Here is a 17,514-nt window from a genome sequence, read left to right as displayed (position 1 = left end):
TCTCACTGGAGGCGTAAACCACCTTCTTGATGCCGGCCCGGCGCGCCGCCTGGAAGACGTTGTAGGTCGAGAGCATGTTGTTCTCGAAGGTGGCGGCATCCGGACTCATGCCCGGTGCGGGAATGGCTCCCAGATGGACGATTGCGTCGAAGCCGTCATGCCGGTCGTCGAGACCCAGGAACACGTCAAGGACCTGGCCATAGTTGCGCAGGTCCACGATGGCCAGCCCGGGGCTCCTTTCCCCGGCCCGGTCCAGGTTCAACACCTGGTGGCCGTCGTCGGTCAGCCTGCGGACCACGTGCCGTCCGAGTTTTCCGCTTCCGCCGGTCACTGCAATTCTCATGGGTATGCTCCTTCAGATGGTGTTACTCGGCGGGACCGATCTGGCCCGCCGCCAAAGCGCTAAGTCCCAGCACAACGGGACAACCCCGCTCGACTCCCGGTCAGGGTCGGCGGCTGGGGTTCGATGGCCCATGCGGCCTGGTGTAGACGGCAACTAGCCGAACGATCCCAGCCCGGAAACGGCTTTCGTGAGGGGTATGGGCACGACGCTACGCACTTTGTGGATACCTGTCAGCAGGGTTGCCCCGCCCTGCTTTTCCTAGGACTGCCAGACCTACCTTCGTTATAGAAAGCAGCGGCGCGACGACGGAGAATGGACGACATGGGTCAGAGCGGGGAGTTTGGAAATTTCCTGAAGGCAATGCGGTCAAGGCTGACGCCAGATCAGGCGGGCATAGCTTCCACCAGCGGCGCCCGGCAGGTTCCCGCGCTGCGACGCGAAGAGTGCAGAATCCCCGTCGGAGTGACAGTCGTCGTCGTTTCATCGATTGCTCCCTAGCGGCCCTTGTGGGCGCTGAAAACGGCGGTTACGGAGCAACCGATGGGGCATGGCGTAGCCTCATTCCATGCCTGAGATCACTTTGCCCATCCGCACCGAGCGTTTGATCCTGCGCCGGTTCGAAGGTGCGGACCTGGATGCCTTCCATGCCTACCATTCGCTGCCCGAGACGGCCCGCTTCCTGCCGGGGGAGGCCAAGAGCTACACCAAGTGTATGGAGTCCGTGGGCAAGTACGCCAACTTCGTCTTCGAGAAGGAGGGTGACTGGATATGCCTGGCCCTCGAGGCCGTGGACGGCCCGGGACTCCTCGGCGAGGTTGTGCTGAAGTGGCTGCCGGGCAGCGGGCAGGGCGAAGTCGGATGGAGCCTGGCGCCGGCCGCGCGGGGCAAGGGCTACGGGGCCGAGGCCGCGGATGCGGTGCTGAAGCTGGGGTTCGAGGAACTGGGGATGCACCGGATCGAGGCAAAGCTCGACGCCCTGAACACCGCCTCCGCCGCTCTATGCGAACGGCTGGGCATGCGGTTGGAGGCCCGGCTGGTGGACAAGTGGCATTACAAGGGCCAGTGGGCCACTGAGCTGATGTACGCGATCCTCGAGGACGAATGGCGCGCGCGGCGCCGGTGATCGACGCACGCGGTGATCGAGCCTGTCGAGATCTGACCGGTTGCTCCGTAACGGCCCTTTTGACCCCTGAAAACGGCGGTTACGGAGCAATCGATGGGTTATCTCAGGCCATTGACGGCCTCAGGCGCCGGGGACAGACTTTTCCTGTGCCTAGCTGCCGGCCAAGCCGGGCTGGCAACAGGCGTGTCCAAGGAGAATCCGATGCCCACCGTGGAAGAAACTGTCTACATTGCCCGCCCTCCACAGGAAGTCTTCAATTTCCTGTCAAAGGGCGAAAACATCCCCGTCTGGGACTCCTCGGCCGTCCATGCCGAAACGGTCGGGACCGAGCCCGTTGCAGTCGGAACCCGGGTTAAGGGCGCAAGCAAGGTGGTGGGCAGGAAATTCGACTGGACAACGGAGGTCATCGAATTCCAGCCTCCAACTCGCTTTGTGTCCCGCTCGGTGGAAGGAAAGCTGGAATTCACTGTCACCAATGTCTTGGAACCTGAAGGTGACGGGACCCGCCTGAACTTCCGGATCGATGCGGCGTCTGGCCTGGGCGGGGTGTTCGGCAAACTGGCCGACCGGTTCGTGGAACAAGCCCAGGCCAGGACGGTCCGCGCCAACCTCGAGACGTTGGCGGAACTGCTGACTGAGCATCCGGAGCTGGGGAGCAGCGACGCCTGACGGCGGGTGGTTGGCGCCCGGTCGAAATCCAGGGGTCCGATGGGGTTATTTGAGGCCGGCCCCGGGCAGAAGGTCCTTGGCGCCGAGGGAGTCGGCGATGAACGCGTAGTCCCACGCCCGCTCGCGCCATTGGACATAGCGCCCGGACGCGCCGCCGTGGCCGCCGTCCATTTCGATCTTCATCACCACCGGCTCCGCGCCGGTGGTCTTGTTCCGCAGCTCCTGGACCCATTTGGCCGGCTCCACGTACAGGACGCGGGTGTCGTTGAAGGACGTCACCGCAGCCACCTTGGGGTACGCAACTGAATGCACATTCTCGTACGGCGAATAAGACTTCATGTAGGCGTACACCGCGGGGTCCGTGATGGGGTTTCCCCATTCCTCCCACTCCAGGGCGGACAGCGGAAGCTCCGGGTCCAGGATGGTGGTGAGGGCATCCACGAACGGCACCTGCGCCACCACCGCGGCGTACTTTTCCGGTGCCAGGTTGGCCACCGCGCCCATCAGCAGCCCGCCTGCCGAGCCGCCCAGCGCCGCAACCCGGGACGGATCCACCCACCCGGACTTGGCCAGCCAGTCGGTGGCGTCCACAAAGTCGGTGAAGGTGTTCTTCTTGGCGAGCTTCTTGCCGTCCTCATACCAGTGCCGGCCCAGCTCGCCGCCACCACGGATGTGCGCGATCACAAACACCACGCCGCGGTCCAACAGCGACAGCCGCGCGATGCCGAAACCGGGGTCCATGCTCAGCTCGTAGGAGCCGTACCCGTAGACCAGGCCCGCCGCCGTCGAATCCTGTTTGACGCTCCTGTGCCGCAGAACAGAAAGGGGGACCCGCGTGCCGTCCGCGGCGTCGGCCCATTCGCGGGTGGCCACGTAGTCGCTGCCGTCGTAGCCACCCAGCACCGGGCTTTCCTTGCGGAGCAGCAGTTCGCCGGCGGGCTGCGCCGGGGTGGGCAGCACAAAATCGTAGACGCGCGACGGCGTGAAGTACGACGTGTAGCCCAGCCGGATGACCGGTGCCTCGTAGTCCGAACCGCCGACGCCGGCCGTGTACAGCTCCTCGTCGAACGCCGGTTCCACCGGAGCTTCCTGAGCGGGCGTACCGAGGCCGGCCAGTCCCATCACCTGGACGCGTTCGATGGTGTCTTTGCGGACTGACACAATCAGATGCGTGGAGGTGACGCCGGCACCGTTGACGCGGACGTCGTCGGAATGCTCGACGACGGTACTCCAGTGCTGCTCGGCCAACGGCTTGGCGAGCTCGGCGGGGTCCACCAGGGAGACCATGGAGTTGATGGCACCGCGGTTGTGGGTGAGCAGAATGCGTTCTGATTTTTCGCCGTCAGGACCGGTGAGCAGGAACGGCTCAGCCTCGTAGAGGACGCGCTCGTCCCGCGAAATCACGGTGGTGAGGGCCGCCGTCGGGTCATCGAAACGCAGCAGGCGGGTCTCGCTGTACTCGGAGCAGCCGATGCCCAGCACGAGGTGGCGCCTGTCAGAGGAGAGCTCAAAGCCCAACCACATGGCGACGTCGTCCTCCTGATAAATCACCTCATCGTCGGAGACCGGCGTGCCCAGGACGTGGGACTTGACCTGGTACGGGCGCCACGAATCGTCCACCACGGTGTAGAAAATGCGCGTGCCGTCGGGAGAGAAGCTGACGCCGTAGAAGATGTTCTCGATGACGTCCGGGAGGAGTTCCCCGGTGCGGAGGTCCTTGATGTGGAGGGTGAAACGTTCGTCGCCGGCGTTGTCCACGGCGTAGGCGTAGAGGTTCCCGTCCACCGTGACGGCCGATCCGCCCACCGAGAAGAACGGCTTGCCTTCGGCCTCGATGTTGCCGTCCAGCAGCACTTCCTCGCCGGGGATTTCGACGCCGGCCTCCACTGCGGGGGGAGTCCAGTCGGCAACGGGGTTGCCGGTGTCCTGGGCGCGGACGCGGCACTGGATGCCGTACTCCTTGCCCTCAACCGAGCGGCTGAAGTACCACCAGCCATCCTTGCGGTTTGGGACAGACAGGTCTGTCTCCTGCGTGCGGCCCTTGATTTCCTGGAAGATGGCCTCGCGCAACGGCTCCTGGTGGGCGGTGATGGCCTCCTGGTAGGCGTTCTCGGCCTTCAGGTGCTCAACCACTTCGGCAGATTCCTTCTCGCGCAGCCACTCGTAGTTGTCCACGAAAGTGTCGCCGTGGTGCGTCCGCTCGTGCGGGACCTTCTTGGCCACTGGGGGCGCGGGGGAGGAGGCGGCGGACGAAGTGGCGGAATCCTGCAGCGGAGTCTGGGTCATGCCTTCAATATATAGAGCCGGGCGGACAAAATGGCCGCCGTTCGCTACCGGGGTAGCGCCCTCCTGCAGCCGGGCCGGACGGGCCGCTAAGTTACCGGCCGGAACCCCTTGAATCGCCCTTCGCCGGGTGCTAGAACGGCATTACCGGGAGGATCCGGACGCGTTCTTTTTCATCTGCCTCTTAGGGCGGTTAGCCGTTTCGGCACGCCACAGCGCCAGATAGCGCATCGGCAGTCTGCGGGCGACCCTTCCGATACGGTGGTCCCCGGCCTGGCCGGGGGCCACTTTTATGCGTCCCTGGCCATGCTGGTGCGGGTTGCCGCAGAACGCGGAGCAGGGACCTTGACAGGGCGTAATAATCGCGGGCTAATTGTAAGCACTCTTAGTAATATTGGGGGCGATGATGCGAAACCTAATACCGAAAGGCACCCTCCGGAAGATGCTCCTGCCGCCCACGTACGGCTTGCACCTGGCACGGGGCGCCGAGTTCACGGTGCTCTCCGTCGAAGTCTGGAGCAGTTGCCTTGTGGTCAACATCCACGTGGAGTCCGCTGCCGGGAGAGCCATCCCGGAAATTGCCATCGAAGACCATTGGGGCACGCAATACACATTCCGGGACTCCGCCAGCGTGGGCTCCCGGAACCTGCAGGTCTTCACCCCGTCCGTGCCGCCCGGCACTAGGAGCCTGACCATCAGGTCCACCGACAACGACGCCGACGCGCGCCTGGTGGTGACGTTTGCCGTCCCGCGGATGCAGGAAGCCGACCAAGCAGCCAAGGCGCCGGTTTCCCGCCCGGTCCGACTGCGCCGTCCGGCCTAGAAGCAGGTCGGACTAGAACGCACTCACAGCCGGAGTGAGAGAGGGTTCGGGAAATTTCTGCAGGATGTGAGAGAGCGTTGATGGCGGGGCAGGCGTATCCTGATCACGCAAAGGCGTACCCGCCCAGCGTGAGAGGGGAAGTTCCATGACCATCCCGCCAGTGCACGAACCAGAGCCGTTCCCGCCGGAACCAGGCCCGGACCCCTTCAATCCGGGGCCCACCCATCCCGGCCACCCGGGACCGGACAGGCCCAGCCCGACGCCGGAACCTCCCGGACCGCTGCCCGTCCCGGATCCGGGGCCCGCACCGCTGCGCCCGGATCCCACCCGGAGTTAAGTCACCGATGAAACGGCCCCTGGCACAGCCAAGGGCCGTTTCACTTGGTGCCCGCCAGTACCCGGACCGTGTTGCCCGGCGTACTACCCGCCCGCGTACTCGGGCAGCCGGCCTTCGCGCATGGCAGCCGCCACCTGGGCGATCCCGCCGTAGTCCGGGAATACGACCGACGCCCCTCCTGGTGCTGTGCCCACCCCGGCAGTCGGCAGGGTCAGGCTCACCACGGCGTTGGGGTCGATGCCGCGCATGCCGTAGGCCAGGATCGCGACGCCCACAGGATCAAAGCCCTGGTCCACTGTGAGGTAGCCGGATGCGAAATTCACCAGGGCCCGCACCGCGGTCACGTCGTGCAGGGCGCCGTCGCTGGTGAGCCGGGCGAGGATGGCGCGGAGGAACGTCTGCTGGTTCCTGACCCGCTGGAAGTCGCCGTCGACGAAGGCGTAGCGCTCGCGGACGAATTCCAGTGCCGCCTGGCCGTCGAGGTGGTTCACCCCCGGTGTGAAAACGTGCTGCGTTTCGTGAGTGGACTGGAACGGCACGGTGACGTTCACGTCAATTCCGCCCAGCCCGTCGGTGAGCGTCTTGAAACCGTGGAAGTCCAGCATGAGGGTGTGGTCGATGTGGGTCCCCATCAGGGACTCCACCGTGCGGGTCGCGAGCGGTATGCCGCCCACTTGCAGGCTGTCGTTGATCTTGGAGAACCCGTAGTCGGGGATGCTTACGTACAGGTCGCGCATGAGGGAGACCACGTGCACACTGCGGCGGTCGGCCGGGACATGAACCAGCATGAGCGTGTCGGCGCGGTGGTCCTGCGATTCGCCCGTGGCTGCGGTGTGGGCTGCCTGCTCCCGGGCGTTCGCGCGGCTGTCGCTGCCGATCACCAGGATGTTCATGGGCGTGGCGGGGAGTTCCGCGATGGGTTCGGGCGGCGGGGGAGGGGCCGGTGCTGGGGGCGGTGGCGGTGTCGTCTCCGAAGGAGTGGGGGTGGCGGTGTCAGTGATGGTGGGCACCGGGGCCGCAACTTCCGCGGCAGGCTTGGTGAACAGCAGGGCGGACACGGCGACGACCGCAACCAGTAGCAGCGACAGCGCCGCCGCGATCATTCGGCGCCGTTTCAGTGCGGCAGGCGCAGCAGGCTCGGGGCCGGAATTGCCGGGGCCGATCGGATCAGGACCGCTTGGGGTGCTCGCCATGACTTAGTGTCCGCCCTCGGACCCGGTTACGGCTACAACGCGGAGCGTGTCGTTTCCATGCTGTAACGTACGACGGCGGCTCGCCGGGTTCAGTGGAAAGCCCCGCAGTGCGGGGCGGACTAGGCTCTTGGTCAGGAACGGGATATCTGTGGGGGATCTGATGGAAAATACGAAGCCGGTTCTGCTTGTCACCAGCCGGGCGGCCTGGGAGAAGCAGTACGAGCGTTACAAGCGAATGGGCAAGCGGCTGAATACGGTCCAGGGGCTGCTCTTTCATCCCATTCCTGGCCAGCCTGCTGTTTCTGGCAGGTGTGCTCTTCCCCTTGGTTGCAGGGGTTACTCCTGAGGCGGCGCCTGCCCCTCGCTAACGCCGGCTTGCCCGGGAGCGTTTAGGCGAGAGTGTTCAGGCGCGCGTGCCGCAGAATGGAAACAATGGCCGGAGCCAGTTCGTCCTCCATCTGGTGGTAGATCTCGGGGCTGCGCCGGTAGGGGTCGATGATGTCGTTTTCGGAAGAATCCGCGGGCAGTGACAGGTGCCGGACGGACGCAGCGCGCGCGGGCAGCCCCCGCCAGAAGGCGGTGTTGGCACTGAGGGGACTACCGCCGTCGTCCGCTACCGGAACGTTTGCGGCACTGTCCGCACGCTCGTCCAGGACGTCGAGCATGCGGGAAAACTCGCGGATGGTGAAGGTGCGCTTGAGCAGGGAGGCGTCCAGCTGGAGCACTTCGCCGCGGTGGCCCGAGGTCATGGTGAGGACCAGGTCCACACCGCGCAGGATCTTGCTGGTCAGCTGCCGCGAGACGAAACCGTCCGGGTTCCCGCCGAAGGTGCGCACGATGTCGCCGGACAGCGGCTGCATCGGATCGCCCACCATGGCCCGGGTTCCGGCGCTGGTGACCTCAAATCCGCCCGGCATCACCTGGTCCAGCCCGGCCTGCAACAGCCGTTCGGCCACGGGAGAACGGCAGATGTTGCCGGTGCAGACCGTCAGGATCCTCACGGGTGCGGGGGCAGATGAGGGGGATTCCACGGAACTTCTCTTTCCAGCCGATGCGCCGGACCGGTGCGGCCCGTCGTACCTTTCAACTTAACACGTGCGGGTGCCGACGCCCCCAGCACCCGGATGCCGCCGTCGTGATATTTCGAGCGAAGACCCATCCTTGTAGGCATGGTGGTACGAATCACACTTGACTACAGGGATTCCCCTGTTGGCGCTGACCAAGGAGTGAATCGTGAAACGGAATACAAAGTTGGTTTTTGGTGGTGCCGGTGTGGCACTGCTGGCGGCTGCGTCGCTGGGTGCCATGCCGGTAATGGCCCAGAGCCCAAAGTCCGCGGAGAAAACAGTCACGCTGAGAGCCACCCTCACGGAGCTTAACGGCTCCGGGGCTGCGGGCACAGCCACTGCTGTTGTCCGCAACCAGAAGATCCAGCACATCGAGGTCCACGCCACCGGGTTGACGCCCGATGCCCCGCACGCCCAGCACATCCATTACGGCAACCAGGCCCTGAACGAGTGCCCCACGCTGGCGCTGGACAGCAACGGTGACGGACGGCTGAATACTGTCGAGGGTGTTCCGGCCTACGGCCCGGTTGTGGTCTCGCTCAACACCACCGGTGACACCACCCCCGCCAGTTTCCTGGACGTTTCCCGGTTCCCCGTCTCCCAGGACGGCAGCTATGACTACAGCCGGGACAACATCGAATTTACTGATGTAGCCGGGACCGGCTACCCCGGTGCCGGCGGGCTCGGTACCGCCAAGCAGATCGCTGACTCCGTCCGCGAAGGCGAGGGCGTCCTGGTGATTCACGGAGTGGATTACGACGCCAACGGAACCTACAACTTCAGCGATCCTGAAGGTGCCAGTGAGCTTGACCCGAACCTCCCGGCAGAGGCCACTGACCCCGCCGCCTGCGGCGTCCTGCGCTAAGCGCGCATTTCCCCGCTCTTCGGGCCCCAGCAAGGCTTACCCCAGTGCCGTGCTGGGCTTGAAGATGGCAATGAACGGCAAGAGGAAGGGCCTGCCCGCACTCCGCGGACAGGCCCTTCCTGCTGCCTTCCCGTGACCGGGTCAGACGGCGTCCGAGGCGCGGAAGGTGGCCCCGCCGTCCGTGGATACGACCAGTCCGGCAGAGGTGGCGGCCCAGACCCAAGGGTTCGCGCCTGAACCCTCCACCGCCGCTATCGCCTGGACCTCCCCTTCGATCCGCCCCGTCCGGGACCAGGTGGCCCCGCCGTCAGCCGAATAATGTACGGAACCGTCCGGTTCCACGCCTATGGCTTCGGTGGGGCTGGCGAAGGTCACGAACTGGATCACCGGGGCGGCCGGGGTGAGGGCCCAGGTCTTGCCGCCGTCGGTGGAGCGCTGCACCCCGTCGCGGGTGGTCGCCAGGACCGTGTCACTGAATGGGTCCGCGGCCAGGGCCGCCGGGCTGAAGCCGGCGGCCTGAACGGACCAGGTCTTCCCGTCAGGGCTCGTGCGCAGGGTCCCGTCAAAGGCCACGATGCCGGACTTGGCCGAGGTGAGTGCGTGGAAGTCCGATTCGCCTTGGCGGGAGAGCTGCTCCCAGGTCTTGCCGCCGTCGGTGGATTGGATCAGGCCCAGTGGGTTAGGCAGGTCTGAGCCCGGCCCAGGGTGGCCCGAGGCGTAAAACAGGCCTTGGCCAGGGCCTGCGGTGAAGCCCATCAGGTCGTTGGTGCTGCCGATTTTGGTGGCGGGATGTGCGGTGACGTCGTAGAGACCATCGTGGGTGGCCAGGAGAACCTGGTCCGTTTCGCGGTTCACGGTGAGGCCGTGTATGTGGCTGCTGGGCAGGCCGGACGCGGAGTTGGTCGGGGCAGCGGTGCTCGCGGCCGGCGACGAAGCGGGTGTGCAGGCGGCAACAGTGAGCAGAAATGCGGTCGCCGCGGCGGCGGCCGAAGCGGGACGGTAACGGTTGAATGTGCGCGCGGGCATGGGATTCTCCAGGTGGCGGAACGAAAAGTATGGGTGGTCAGGCACCGGCCCGTGGCCGGGCCGGTGCCTGGGGGTGCTGGCTACAGGGTGGCCAGCAGGTCCTTCATTTCCTGGATTTCGGTTTCCTGGGCCGTCACGATGTCTTTGGCCAGCTGGACCGCTTCGGGGTTCTTTCCTTCGGCGCTTTCGGTCTTGGCCATCATGACAGCGCCTTCGTGGTGGGCGATCATCTGGGTCAGGAACAGCCTGGACGCCTCGGTGCCCTGGGCCGCACCGAGGGCGGTCATGTCCTCCTCGCCCATCATGCCGGACATGCTGTGCCCGCCAGCCATCGCAGACGGCACTTCCGTGGACTGGTTCCAGCTCTTAAGCCAGCTCGTCATTTTCTCGATTTCGGGCCCCTGGGCGGCTTTGATTCTGGTGGCCAGGGCGCTCACCGTCGCCGGGATGCCTTCCTTCTTCAGCATCAGGTCCGACATTTCCACGGCCTGGGCGTGGTGCGGGATCATCGTCTGGGCGAACACGGCGTCGGCTGCGTTGAAGTCGGCAGCTGCCGGGACAGAGCTGGAGGACATTCCGGAGCTGCCGTGGTTCATGCCCGGCACGCTGCCTCCGTCGGAACCGGCGGAACCGGTGGAGCAGCCGGCCAGGGCAATCGCCGTAGCGATGGTGAGGGCGGAAATGGTCAGGGTCTTTTTCATCAAAATCAGGGTCCTTCGAAGTCAGCCGGCGTCAGGCGCCGTTGCGGATGCGTGCGGTGGTGGGGCCGGGTTGGCCGGCCCCGGCGTATGCGGGGTGGCTGGGCAGCGTCAGTGGCTGCGCAGGGTGCGCCGGACAGGACGCGGCGCAGGGCAGTTTTACGTCCGGCTGATGCAGAGGTCGCCGGGGGAAGGACTGCCCGGTAGATAGGCATAGGTGGTAGTGGCCACGGCGGCACCGGTGACGTTGAAGGCCGGGAACGGCGTGCTGCCGGGCAGCGGTGCCGACAGGGAAGTGTTCGCCGGGGACAGGACGCAGGCAGCGTCCCCGGCGGCCATCGCCGGGCAGCTGCCGGGAGACGTGCAGGGCGACGCCGTCCCGGACACCGGTGCCGCCGGATCCAGCGGTGCCACCAGAGCGTCGGCAGTGGAGGACTGGGCTGCCGGGTGGCCCCCATGTACAGCATGGGAGCCTTGGATCTGCGTCAGGGTCATGTCCGTGCCGGCAGAGGCCGCCGTGGGCATGGTGTGGGCGCCGGACATAATGTGCATCCCGAAAATCCCGGCGATGACAGCGAGCAGCCCGGTCAGCAGCCCTGCACGCCGGAGGAGCGCCATGAAGGGGCCGGGTGCTGTTGCTGCCATGGCGTTCCTCCTGCTCGTGTGGGCGGGCCTTTTGGTTTAACCGTACCGGGTTGACCTTTGCCGGGTGGTTCGCTGGTTCAACGTACCTGCGCGGGATTCAGTTTCACGCGGCGCAGCAGCTGGGCGTTCAACGCCACCACGATGGTGGACACTGACATCAGCACAGCGCCGGCCGCGGGGGACAGCACCACCCCGGCGAAGGCCAGCACGCCCGCGGCCAACGGGACGGACAAGACGTTGTAGCCGGTGGCCCAGATCAGGTTCTGCCACATCTTCCGGTAGCTGGCCCGCGACAGGTCCACCATGGACAGCACCGCGCGGGGGTCATTGCCGGCCAGCACCACGCCGGCCGATTCCATCGCCACGTCCGTGCCGGCGCCGATCGCGATGCCGACTTCAGCCCTGGCCAGGGCCGGGGAGTCGTTGACGCCGTCGCCCACCATCGCCACTTTCAGCCCGCGGCCCTGGAGCTCGGCGACCTTTTTGTCCTTGTCCGCCGGGAGGACTTCGGCGAAGACTTCGTCAATGTGCAGCTCTTCGGCGACGGCCAGGGCCACCTGCCGGGCGTCACCGGTGATCATGGCAACCTTGATGCCCCGGTTCTGCAGAGCCGCCACTGCCTGCCGGGATTCCGGGCGGACGGCGTCTTCGAGGCTGACGGCTCCCAGGACACTGTTCCCGTCGATCACGTGCAGCACGGCGGCGCCGCGGTCCATCCACGTCCGGGTGGAGCGGGCCAGCGGTTCAGGCTCGACGGCGCCGAGCTCGCGCAGGAGCGCGGGTCCGCCGACGTGAACTGTCCGCCCGTCCACGGTGGCACGGACGCCCCGGCCGATGAGGGACGAGAAACCAGTGGCATCCTGGATGGTCAGGTTCCGATGGCGGGCGGCACGGACGATGGCCCGTGCTACGGGGTGTTCACTGTCGGATTCCACCGCAGCGGCCAGGGCCAGCAGGCGGTCTGTATCCCCGCCCGCAACGGCGGCGATGTCCTTCAGGTCCGGTTCGCCGGTGGTGAGGGTACCGGTCTTATCGAAGAGGACAACGTCGATGGTCCGCATCCGGACCAGGACAATGTCGCCTTCGCGGAGTTCGGACACGGGCACGGTCTCCGTGCCGGAGCCGGTGATGCGGTCGGCCTCATCCGGAAGTAAGGCCGCGAGGGCGTCCAGGGCGCCCTGCGCGGAACCGAGGGCCCGCATTTCGATCCAGTGGCCCAGCAGCATGATCGCGACCAGCAGCGCCAGTTCCCACCAGAAGTCCAGGTCGAACCCGCCGATGCCCAGGCTAGTGACCCAGGACGCGGCAAACGCGACGGTGATGGCCATGGCGATCAGCAGCATCATCCCCGGGCTCCGGGTCTTCAGTTCCTGCAGTCCGCCTTTGAGGAACGGCTGGCCTCCGTAGAGGAAAATCACCGTTCCCAGCACGGCCGGGATCCACGTTGAGCCGGGGAATTTCAGGGGCTCATAGCCCAGGAGGTGGCCGACCATCGGGCTGAAGTACACCACGGGCACGGACAGGACCAGGGTGAGCCAGAACCTGTTCTTGAACATGGCGGTACTGTGCCCGGCGTGCTGCCCGTGGCTGTGGACCGCGTGGTCGTCGTCGTGAGCACCATGCTGCTCGTGGGCGTGGCCGGCGTGATCTACGGGCGGGCTTGCCACCGCCGTTGCCTGGCCCGGTACGGGGCTCGGGGGCTGGTGGCCGGCGTGGTCTTTCCCGCCGTGGTGATCGTGGTGGTTTTCCATTGGTGCCCTCCTGTTGGGGGGAGTGTTCCCTGACGGCGTCAGCAGGACTGTCATCAGGGCGGGAGGTGGACTACCTGCTGCTGAGGCTGTACCCGGCGGCGGTGACGGCGTCCCGGACGGAGGTTTCCGTGTGGGGCCCGGAGACGCTTAGGCGCGAGGTCCCGCCGGCGACGAGTTCGACGGCGGCTGATGTCACGCCGTCGAGCGCGGTGACTGCCTTTTCAACGGTCTGGACACAGTGACCGCACGTCAGGCCGGTGACGGAGTACTCCGTACCTTCTGCCTGGGGTGACAGCTGCTTCGCTGAAGGGGTGGAGCAGCAACTGCACCCTGCAGTTTCAGCTGCAACGATGGGCAGTTCGGTCCGGACCGGGGATGCACTCATATCAGTTCTGTCCTTTTGCAAGAGAGGTGTGATGAGGTGCTGGGGTTGAACGGCTGTAAGGGCCGGAATTGCAAGGGCCTGGACAAACCACTTCACTGGCAACACCCAAAGAATACCCCCATGGGGTATATCTTGCAATGTGCCGACGCCCACAGCACCGGGGGAGCGGGCGGCCGAGCGCTCGCCTTACCGCCAGGACAGTCAGCCGTGGCTGGGTTCCCCGGTGACGGTGTGGTCGGCGTGGTTCAGGCCTTCCAGGACAAGTCGGGCCAGATGGCCGTCCGCGATGCTGTAGACCACCCTGCGACTGACCTTCTGCGTGCTGACGAGGCCGCTGAAGCGGAGCTTGGCCAGATGCTGGCTGACTGAGGTCCGGGAGGCTCCGGTGCGTTCCACCAGGGTGGTGACGTCGGCCGGTTCCTGGGTCAGGAGCCAGAGAATGTGCAGGCGGGTGGGATCGGAGAGCATCCGGAACGTGGCCGTGGCGGCATCCAGTCGGCGGGCATCAGGGAGCCGGGGATGGTGAAGGCTCGGTGTGGTGACGACTTGGGCCTCTTCCACCGGATCACCCTTTCATGATGGCCGGTTCTGGGCCGGTCCTGGAGGCAGCCGGCCAGAATTTCACGGCCGCTGCTGTACTGATCATAGCCACCACTGCCAGGACGGCGGCGGCTGCGGGCTGGCCGGCGGACGCGCCGATCCAGCCGGCTACCGGGTAGGTGATGATGAAGCACGCGTGGGAGAGGGAGAACTGGGCGGTGAAGATGTAGGCCCGCGTGCTTTCCGTTGCGGAGCGGCGCAGTAACCGGGCCGAAGGGGTGCTGATCATCGAGTTCCCGGCGCCGAGTGCCGCCCAGAGCCCCAGCAGCATCAGCCACGGACCGGCCGTCGCCAGCAGGACAAACGTGCCGGCGAGGCCAAGGCCAAGAAGCGCAGCTCCGGACATCATCAACGAACGGTCGGCCAACCGGTCCAGCGCCCAGGGTGCGCTGAGCGCGACGGCCATCGAACCGGCGCCGTAACAGGCCAGGGCAATGGCGACGTCGGCGTTGGATCCTGCGAACAGGTCCCGGGTATAGACCACCGTGTTGACCAGCACGAGGGATGTAGCGGCCGCCACGGCCAGGTTCAAAGCCAGGAGGCCGCGCAGTTCCGGCGTTCTCGCGAAGATCCTCGCGCCGAGGGTGGTGCGGTGCCAGAGTGATCCTTCCTGACGGGCCGCCGGTGCTGCAGGCAGTCTGGTGGTCACCACCAATGCCGCAGAGAACACAAAGCCCGCCACGGTGCCGAGAAAAAGTTCGTGGAAGGAAAGTACGGACAGGAGTCCTGCGGCCAGGGCCGGGCTGACCAGGGATTCCAGGTCATACGCGAGACGAGAGAGTGACAAGGCCCGCGTGTACTGCCGTTCATCGGGCAGCACCACGGGGATCAGGGACTGGAAGGCCGGCGTGAACGTAGCCGAGGCACTCTGAAGGACAAATATCAGCACATAGATTTGCCAGGCCTGATCCACCGCGGGCAGCATCAGGGCGATTCCGCCACGGATCAGGTCCGCTGCAACCAGGACCGGCTTTTTTGGCAGCTTTTCCACCAGTGCCGCCATGACTGGCGCGACGAAGACGTAGGCCAGCATCTTTATGGTCAGCGCTGTCCCGAGCACGGCCCCGGCCTGCGCTCCTGCAAGGTCGAACGCCAGCAGTCCGAGGGCCACAGTCAGCAAACCGGTCCCCAGCAACGCAACAATCTGGGCTGAGAAGAGCTTCCGGTAGGCGCGGACGGCCAGAACTTCGATCATAAGGATCCCTCAATCAATATGTGCGTACCTATGCACCTATTGTAGACGGCTAAACCCCAGTGCCGTACAGGGCCAACCTTGAACGGGTGCACGGGAAACTCTTGGTCACCAGCTCTATTTCCCGAATCTAGACTAAGACTTGCTTACTGTGCCCCTGTTTTTAGATAAAGATGTCTTTCTGTTCACTAGTGTTACGCGGGTCACAGAGAAGGAAGGACGCCGTAGCAATGACTGCAACACAAGCACAAAACGTATCCCGCTCCTCAACAGGGACCCTGCTTGCCTCAAACTCGTCCTGGACCGAGCTGAAACGGGCCGCCGGAGAACTGCAGCAGATCCAGGTGAAGGACGGCTCGATACCTGATCCGGGGGACCATGACCGCGCCCTGTACGAGGTCGCCACGATCACCGCTTCAATCAGGGATTTGGCCCCTTCGTTCCCGCACGATGCGGAGTATCTGGCCCGGCTCGAAGTTGACTTCGAGCGGTGGGCTGCCTCCTCGTTCGGGGTCCCGGACTTCCTGGATTCTCTGCTCGCATTCCAGCCACAGCAGCACCGAATCGACGGACTGCCGCATCTGGTGGTCTTCCCTATGTATACGCAGAACGGCAGCCCGAACCGCTTCGTGGAGGCCGTGCTGTTCGAAGTAGTGTGGCCGGAGTTCATCGCTGAACTCGAAGGTGCAGAGTATTCGAACCAGCTTTTCGTACCCATTCGCTTCATCGACTTCACACCAGGCTATGACACGAACTCGGCGGTGTTGTTTCCTGAGAGCGTAGCCGTCCGTGAAACGCCGCAGTTCACCTGGGGTGGTATTTTCGCGGATCGCGAGGCTGAGCGGTTCCGGAGGGTGGTGGCCGCAGCCAGCGACATCACGTCCCTCACTCTCCCCGACGGAGCGCGGCGGCTGCTTGAAGACCCTCAGCTGGCCATGGAAACCTTCGTGATGTGGGATCTGATCCATGACAGGACGCACATGCGCGGGGATCTGCCGTTTGATCCGTTCATGATCAAGCAGAGGATGCCGTACTTTCTCTACACCCTGGAAGAGCTGCGGTGCGATCTGACGGCATTCCGTGAATCCGTCCGTATCGAGAGGGATGAGAACGCGCCGCCGGAGGCGCGAAACCACGCGAAACTCGTCCAGTATGCCGTAATCTTCGACCGGATTTTCCGGTTCGCGATGACAGGAAACCGGGTCCGCAATTACGACGGCCTTGGCGGTCAGCTCCTTTTCGCCTGGATGCACCAGCACAACGTGCTTCATTGGACGGACTCGAAACTGTCCATCGACTGGTCGGAAGCGCCAGAAGTAGTTATCGAACTCGGGAAGCGGATCGAGGAGCTGTACTGGCGTTCAATTGACCGCCCGAAAACCGCTCACTGGCTTGCGGCCTATGAATTCATCAGCGCCACAGTCACCCCGAACCCCGCATCCCACTGGGCCAAGGGGCCCCAGGCGCTGGCCCTTGACGGCCCTCCTCGGGGCCTGACCGACCAGGTGCTTGATGACGAGTTCCCACTTTCAATGTTCTACGAAGCACTGGAGAAAAAGATGAGAAACGTCATCGAATCCACGGCCGGAATCACCGGCGAGCCCAACGGCGGCAACAGCCGCAAGGACGCGGCATGATGGCTCCCGACGGACCCAGGACGGTCATGGTGGCCGGCTCCACCAGCGAGGCCGGGACCGCCGTCGTATCGGCCCTCAGCGGCGCCGGATTCCGCGTCGCCGCCGTGGACCTGGACACTGAGCGCGTGCAAAACCTCGCACAGTCCTGGCCCAACGTCACCGGCTACACCTGCAACCTCGCAGAACCCGCGGCCGTCCGGGAACTGGCGTCCTCGGTCCGCCGGGACCTTGGACCCCTCGATGGCCTGATCCACTTGGTGGGCGGCTGGCGCGGCGGCGACGGCATACCTGGGCAGGAGGACTCCGACTGGGACTTTCTGCACACCAGCGTCCTGACGACACTGCGAAACACCAGCCGCGCCTTCTACGACGACCTTGAAAAGTCCCCGGCGGGCCGGCTGGCCATCGTGTCTGCCCAGGCAGCTGCCAATCCCTCAGCAGGTGGTGCCGCCTACGCAGCGATCAAGGCCGCTTCCGAGGCCTGGACGCTGGCGGTGGCCGACGGCTTCCGCAGCTCACAATCCGGCAGCACGAACCACCGGCAACCGCAGCGGTCAGCTGCCGTCGTGTTCGTGGTCAAGGCCCTCGTCGACGACAAGATGAAGGCTTCCCAGCCCGACCGGAAATTCCCGGGATTCACCCATGTGAAGGATCTCGGAGCCGCTTCGGCCGCCCTGTTCAGCAGGTCCGCCGCCGAACTCAACGGTTCCCGCCTACCCCTGGTCTGATCTTTCACCTATGTCCCGACCGGCAAGCAGGTAGGGAGATCGACCAAGCGCCAGTACCGGCGCGCCCGCACGCCGACCTGCGTGCAGGCAGTCAGAAAACAATCCCATTCATGGGCCACACCAACCAAGAGGTAAACAATGTCGTTTTC

At 65.2% G+C, this 17,514-nt stretch carries 17 protein-coding genes; 6 read left to right on the top strand and 11 right to left on the bottom strand.

Features of this window, described 5'->3' with window-relative positions:
* The coding region (locus ACX80M_RS18145) for an NAD-dependent epimerase/dehydratase family protein (protein WP_459310111.1) at positions 1-343 on the bottom strand (343 nt) is incomplete at its 3' end.
* Between the two features lie 565 nt (positions 344-908).
* Between ACX80M_RS18145 and ACX80M_RS18140 the strand changes: the two genes are divergently transcribed.
* Both ACX80M_RS18140 and ACX80M_RS18135 read left to right on the top strand, forming a co-directional pair.
* Positions 909-1,466 carry a GNAT family N-acetyltransferase gene (locus ACX80M_RS18140; protein WP_252614609.1) on the top strand — a complete coding sequence of 186 codons (558 nt, stop codon included), beginning with the start codon at positions 909-911 and terminating at the stop codon, positions 1,464-1,466.
* A 201-nt stretch (positions 1,467-1,667) separates the two neighbouring features.
* Positions 1,668-2,135: an SRPBCC family protein gene (locus ACX80M_RS18135; RefSeq protein WP_252610561.1), complete on the top strand. Its 468-nt coding sequence runs from the start codon at positions 1,668-1,670 to the stop codon at positions 2,133-2,135.
* Between the two features lie 45 nt (positions 2,136-2,180).
* On the opposite strand, the gene ACX80M_RS18130 is transcribed toward ACX80M_RS18135, so the two are convergent.
* Positions 2,181-4,421 (bottom strand): S9 family peptidase, encoded by a 2,241-nt coding sequence (locus ACX80M_RS18130; protein ID WP_252599924.1) that lies wholly within the window; start codon positions 4,419-4,421, stop codon positions 2,181-2,183.
* 400 nt (positions 4,422-4,821) lie between these two features.
* On the opposite strand from ACX80M_RS18130, the gene ACX80M_RS18125 reads away from it, so the two are divergent.
* Positions 4,822-5,241 carry a hypothetical protein gene (locus ACX80M_RS18125; RefSeq protein ID WP_252599925.1) on the top strand — a complete coding sequence of 140 codons (420 nt, stop codon included), beginning with the start codon at positions 4,822-4,824 and terminating at the stop codon, positions 5,239-5,241.
* A 420-nt stretch (positions 5,242-5,661) separates the two neighbouring features.
* On the opposite strand, the gene ACX80M_RS18120 is transcribed toward ACX80M_RS18125, so the two are convergent.
* Both ACX80M_RS18120 and ACX80M_RS18115 read right to left on the bottom strand, forming a co-directional pair.
* Positions 5,662-6,771 carry an LCP family protein gene (locus ACX80M_RS18120; RefSeq protein WP_252599926.1) on the bottom strand — a complete coding sequence of 370 codons (1,110 nt, stop codon included), beginning with the start codon at positions 6,769-6,771 and terminating at the stop codon, positions 5,662-5,664.
* Positions 6,772-7,160: 389 nt separating this feature from the next.
* On the bottom strand, positions 7,161-7,802 hold the full coding sequence (locus tag ACX80M_RS18115) for an arsenate reductase/protein-tyrosine-phosphatase family protein (RefSeq protein WP_252599927.1): 642 nt from the start codon (positions 7,800-7,802) through the stop codon (positions 7,161-7,163).
* A gap of 202 nt (positions 7,803-8,004) precedes the next feature.
* Here ACX80M_RS18115 and ACX80M_RS18110 point away from each other — a divergent pair, with 202 nt between their 5' ends.
* Positions 8,005-8,703: a hypothetical protein gene (locus ACX80M_RS18110; protein WP_252599928.1), complete on the top strand. Its 699-nt coding sequence runs from the start codon at positions 8,005-8,007 to the stop codon at positions 8,701-8,703.
* Between the two features lie 141 nt (positions 8,704-8,844).
* Here ACX80M_RS18110 and ACX80M_RS18105 read toward each other — a convergent pair whose 3' ends face one another.
* The 7 genes from ACX80M_RS18105 to ACX80M_RS18075 all read right to left on the bottom strand — a co-directional run bounded on the left by ACX80M_RS18105 (position 8,845) and on the right by ACX80M_RS18075 (position 15,003).
* Positions 8,845-9,729, bottom strand: a complete 885-nt coding sequence (locus ACX80M_RS18105) for a F510_1955 family glycosylhydrolase (RefSeq protein WP_252599929.1) — start codon at positions 9,727-9,729, stop codon at positions 8,845-8,847.
* An 80-nt stretch (positions 9,730-9,809) separates the two neighbouring features.
* Positions 9,810-10,430, bottom strand: a complete 621-nt coding sequence (locus tag ACX80M_RS18100; protein WP_252610557.1) for a DUF305 domain-containing protein — start codon at positions 10,428-10,430, stop codon at positions 9,810-9,812.
* Between the two features lie 156 nt (positions 10,431-10,586).
* A complete protein-coding gene (locus tag ACX80M_RS18095; RefSeq protein WP_252599931.1) occupies positions 10,587-11,072 on the bottom strand; it encodes a hypothetical protein in 486 nt (161 codons plus the stop codon).
* A gap of 77 nt (positions 11,073-11,149) precedes the next feature.
* On the bottom strand, positions 11,150-12,823 hold the full coding sequence (locus tag ACX80M_RS18090; protein ID WP_459310110.1) for an HAD-IC family P-type ATPase: 1,674 nt from the start codon (positions 12,821-12,823) through the stop codon (positions 11,150-11,152).
* A gap of 70 nt (positions 12,824-12,893) precedes the next feature.
* Positions 12,894-13,208, bottom strand: coding sequence for a heavy-metal-associated domain-containing protein (locus ACX80M_RS18085; RefSeq protein WP_252599933.1), 315 nt, complete (start codon positions 13,206-13,208; stop codon positions 12,894-12,896).
* Positions 13,209-13,409: 201 nt separating this feature from the next.
* Positions 13,410-13,769 carry an ArsR/SmtB family transcription factor gene (locus ACX80M_RS18080; protein WP_252599934.1) on the bottom strand — a complete coding sequence of 120 codons (360 nt, stop codon included), beginning with the start codon at positions 13,767-13,769 and terminating at the stop codon, positions 13,410-13,412.
* 4 nt (positions 13,770-13,773) lie between these two features.
* Positions 13,774-15,003 (bottom strand): MFS transporter, encoded by a 1,230-nt coding sequence (locus tag ACX80M_RS18075; RefSeq protein WP_252599935.1) that lies wholly within the window; start codon positions 15,001-15,003, stop codon positions 13,774-13,776.
* Between the two features lie 227 nt (positions 15,004-15,230).
* Between ACX80M_RS18075 and ACX80M_RS18070 the strand changes: the two genes are divergently transcribed.
* Positions 15,231-16,637: a DUF6421 family protein gene (locus ACX80M_RS18070; protein ID WP_252599936.1), complete on the top strand. Its 1,407-nt coding sequence runs from the start codon at positions 15,231-15,233 to the stop codon at positions 16,635-16,637.
* Positions 16,634-17,365 (top strand): SDR family NAD(P)-dependent oxidoreductase, encoded by a 732-nt coding sequence (locus ACX80M_RS18065; RefSeq protein ID WP_308216174.1) that lies wholly within the window; start codon positions 16,634-16,636, stop codon positions 17,363-17,365. The genes ACX80M_RS18070 and ACX80M_RS18065 overlap by 4 nt, the downstream gene beginning before the upstream one ends.
* The last annotated feature ends 149 nt before the right edge of the window (positions 17,366-17,514 follow it).

The organism is Pseudarthrobacter sp. MDT1-22 (assembly GCF_054511035.1).
This window is presented reverse-complemented; position numbering and strand designations above follow the sequence as displayed.

Bases quoted from the DNA above. Each gene is read 5' to 3' on its own strand.
- ACX80M_RS18130 (WP_252599924.1), bottom strand. From the start codon at position 4,421: ATGACCCAGACTCCGCTGCAGGATTCCGCCACTTCGTCCGCCGCCTCC.
- ACX80M_RS18105 (WP_252599929.1), bottom strand. From the start codon at position 9,729: ATGCCCGCGCGCACATTCAACCGTTACCGTCCCGCTTCGGCCGCCGCC.
- ACX80M_RS18100 (WP_252610557.1), bottom strand. From the start codon at position 10,430: ATGAAAAAGACCCTGACCATTTCCGCCCTCACCATCGCTACGGCGATT.
- ACX80M_RS18065 (WP_308216174.1), top strand. From the start codon at position 16,634: ATGATGGCTCCCGACGGACCCAGGACGGTCATGGTGGCCGGCTCCACC.
- ACX80M_RS18075 (WP_252599935.1), bottom strand. From the start codon at position 15,003: ATGATCGAAGTTCTGGCCGTCCGCGCCTACCGGAAGCTCTTCTCAGCC.
- ACX80M_RS18120 (WP_252599926.1), bottom strand. From the start codon at position 6,771: ATGGCGAGCACCCCAAGCGGTCCTGATCCGATCGGCCCCGGCAATTCC.
- ACX80M_RS18140 (WP_252614609.1), top strand. From the start codon at position 909: ATGCCTGAGATCACTTTGCCCATCCGCACCGAGCGTTTGATCCTGCGC.
- ACX80M_RS18090 (WP_459310110.1), bottom strand. From the start codon at position 12,823: ATGGAAAACCACCACGATCACCACGGCGGGAAAGACCACGCCGGCCAC.
- ACX80M_RS18125 (WP_252599925.1), top strand. From the start codon at position 4,822: ATGATGCGAAACCTAATACCGAAAGGCACCCTCCGGAAGATGCTCCTG.
- ACX80M_RS18085 (WP_252599933.1), bottom strand. From the start codon at position 13,208: ATGAGTGCATCCCCGGTCCGGACCGAACTGCCCATCGTTGCAGCTGAA.
- ACX80M_RS18070 (WP_252599936.1), top strand. From the start codon at position 15,231: ATGACTGCAACACAAGCACAAAACGTATCCCGCTCCTCAACAGGGACC.
- ACX80M_RS18135 (WP_252610561.1), top strand. From the start codon at position 1,668: ATGCCCACCGTGGAAGAAACTGTCTACATTGCCCGCCCTCCACAGGAA.
- ACX80M_RS18095 (WP_252599931.1), bottom strand. From the start codon at position 11,072: ATGGCAGCAACAGCACCCGGCCCCTTCATGGCGCTCCTCCGGCGTGCA.